This window comes from Nitrospirota bacterium (genome assembly GCA_020846775.1).
Classification (GTDB): Bacteria; Nitrospirota; 9FT-COMBO-42-15; order HDB-SIOI813; family HDB-SIOI813; genus RBG-16-43-11.
The window spans coordinates 1-2,708 of the sequence record JADLDG010000114.1 but is presented as its reverse complement, the minus strand read 5'-3'; the positions used below and the strand labels follow the sequence as shown (position 1 = coordinate 2,708).

3 protein-coding genes are annotated in these 2,708 nt (G+C 42.2%); 1 reads left to right on the top strand and 2 read right to left on the bottom strand.

Features of this window, described 5'->3' with window-relative positions; genetic code table 11:
- Nucleotides 1–389: hypothetical protein (locus IT392_12995; GenBank protein ID MCC6545392.1), on the bottom strand; the 389-nt coding region annotated here is incomplete at its 3' end.
- Between the two features lie 443 nt (nucleotides 390–832).
- On the opposite strand from IT392_12995, the gene IT392_12990 reads away from it, so the two are divergent.
- Entirely contained in the window at nucleotides 833–1,801 is a 969-nt protein-coding gene (locus IT392_12990; GenBank protein ID MCC6545391.1) for a cation transporter, read from the top strand.
- 423 nt (nucleotides 1,802–2,224) lie between these two features.
- Here IT392_12990 and IT392_12985 read toward each other — a convergent pair.
- The coding region (locus tag IT392_12985; GenBank protein MCC6545390.1) for a class I SAM-dependent methyltransferase at nucleotides 2,225–2,708 on the bottom strand (484 nt) is incomplete at its 5' end.

Sequence of the window (2,708 nt, the reverse complement as noted above, 5' to 3'; positions counted from 1 at the left end):
GTGTATCCACCCGGAGGCTTCTCATATACAACTAATCTATAATAATAAGTTGTTGCAGCCAATAGTCCGCTTATGTTTGCACTTATATCCTCCTTTTTATCAGTGATAGTACCACGTACGTCATATGCAGCGTTATCATATGTCCCCGTGATAGTGCCATATTCGAAAAACTTTGTCGAAATTAATAAATAGGTTGTCCCATTCAGGGTTGCCGAGCCGGATGTCACGTTTGTTGCTTCACCCGTTATAACACTTGGCGGTGTTGGTGTTGTCAATGGCGTGCCAGTAACTGGTGGTATTTCCTCCGCCCATGTTAACCGTAAACATACACTGAAGATACCACAAGCAATTAAAAAACAATAGGTAATACTCACAGATCTATTGCTCATAATTCTACTGTCTCCTTTAAATTTTCAAAATTCCTTGCAAGCCTCAAGAAGCTTCGTAAATAGCTTGAAAAACGCCCAATAAATCTCTGTCTATTATTCCATTTTATCAAGAATCCCAAGATAAGGGATTCTTGATTATATCGATAAGGTAAACCTCAAGAGTTCACAGCCAACAGCGTCTTTATGACGATCAAATATATTTGTCCCGTGCTCTAAACAAATTGTTCTGGGCAGAAATTGGAAAGCCAGCAGTTTCAAAACCATTAAGAATATTTGATTAAGTGATCAATTACCTCGGATAAGCAATTGTCATTATGGCTTATCTAAATGCTTCAATAAAAAAAGTTTGTTTTCAGTCATTTAGAGATTTATAATTTGTAAAGATTAGTTTTAAAAACGATTATTTATTTAATAGGAGACGTACCATCGAACACATTCATAGCATAGATTATTATCACGCAAAAGATGAGCATGGTCACAAGCACGAGTACCGGTCACATGAACGGAAGAGATTAGTACTCACGAGCATTATAACAGGAAGTATCTTTGTCGTAGAGATTGTTGGGGGATTTATCACCAATAGTCTTGCCCTGATTAGCGATGCGGGCCACATGCTCACCCACCTGTTTGCATTACTCGTGAGCCTCTTTGCCCTCCATTTTGCCGCAAAACCCCCCACAGAAAAAAAAACCTATGGATTCTATCGGTTAGAGATACTGGCGGCCTTATTTAACGGCGTAACCCTCTTCATGATTACCCTGTGGATATTTTATGAGGCCTACCACCGTTTTATGCACCCCGAAACCATCTCAAGCGGCAAGATGTTCATTGTAGCCTTGGTGGGTCTGGTTGCCAATATTCTCTGTGTCTTCATTCTAAAAGGGGATGCGCATGAACATGAGCACAGCTTGAATGTCAGGACAGCATTTTTCCACATGTTAGGCGATACCTTTTCTTCCGTAGGCGTCATAATCGGAGCTATTGTTATCTATTACACCAACTGGTTTGTTGTCGATCCTATCATCAGTGTCATGATCTGCATACTCATCTTGATCTGGTCTTATAAATTGGTGATGGAATCCGTTGACGTTTTGTTAGAAGCAACACCAAAAGGAATTAATATTGAAGACGTTACCGCCAGTCTCAAACAGATTCCCGGCGTTGATGACGCGCATGACATTCATATCTGGACAATCACTTCAGGTATGTATTCTATGAGCGGACATATTGATACAAAAGACATGATGATTAGTGAGACGACCAGGCTTTCCAAAGAAATTAACCGTGTCCTGGGCGAAAAATTTAAGATCGGTCATACCGTAATTCAGTTCGGATGCGAATGCAAGGTCAATAACGCCCACCACGAACACCACCACCCGGAAACAAACCCGCACGAACATCACGCACATTAGTGCCCAATAAAAACGACTTCCACCATTGCTTTCTGTTCTGCCGCAGAAAGGACGATCTGTGTGGTGCCCGGGGAGACCCCACTTACGGTGAATATGGCTTTACCAATCGGATTCGTGAGTGCTTCAGAGGTAACCGTCGCAACCGTCGGGACAGTGCTCACAGCCGTGACTTTCATACCAAAGAGCGGGCCACTCTCACTATCCAATACCTGAACATATACCTTATCCTCAGAACCCGAGTGGACGCTCAGTTTGTGAGGACTTACCAGGATACGCACTCCTTCCTCATACGGCCGATAGGAACGAGTTGGCGTACACGAACACAGGAAAACGATACCAATCCAAATTAAAGGGAAAAAGATACTCTTTTGATTCGAAAACTTCACGATGATTCTCCTCTCTCAGATAACCGTTTGAAACCGTCTAGAAAGTGGATGGAGTAAAGACCAAAAAGTATTGGTAAGGAAGAAGAAATGTATGCCTTTGCAACAAGGTAAAATCAGCCTGCTGAACTTCATGCATCACCATGTCCTCTGGCAGACGAAATTTCAAAGGGGGACCGATAGGGCACTCGTCAGTAAATTCCAAAATTGCCAATTTGCCGTAAGGTTTCAAGGCAGATCTCAGTTTTTTCACATATTCAACGGGTCTTGCAATTTCATGATAGGCACTCAGAAGAATGATGGCATCCATCTTCTCAGGTGATAGTTTTGGATTATCCATATCACCAAGGACAAGTACTACGTTTTTTAATCCTCTATCCAGCACATTCTTCCTTGCATAGTCGATCATCTCCTGCTGTATATCTACGGCATAAACAATTCCGGATTCCCCTACACATTCAGATAATTTTGCGGTAAGATACCCCGTGCCGGCGCCAATATCCGCAACAACCTGTCCGCTTTTT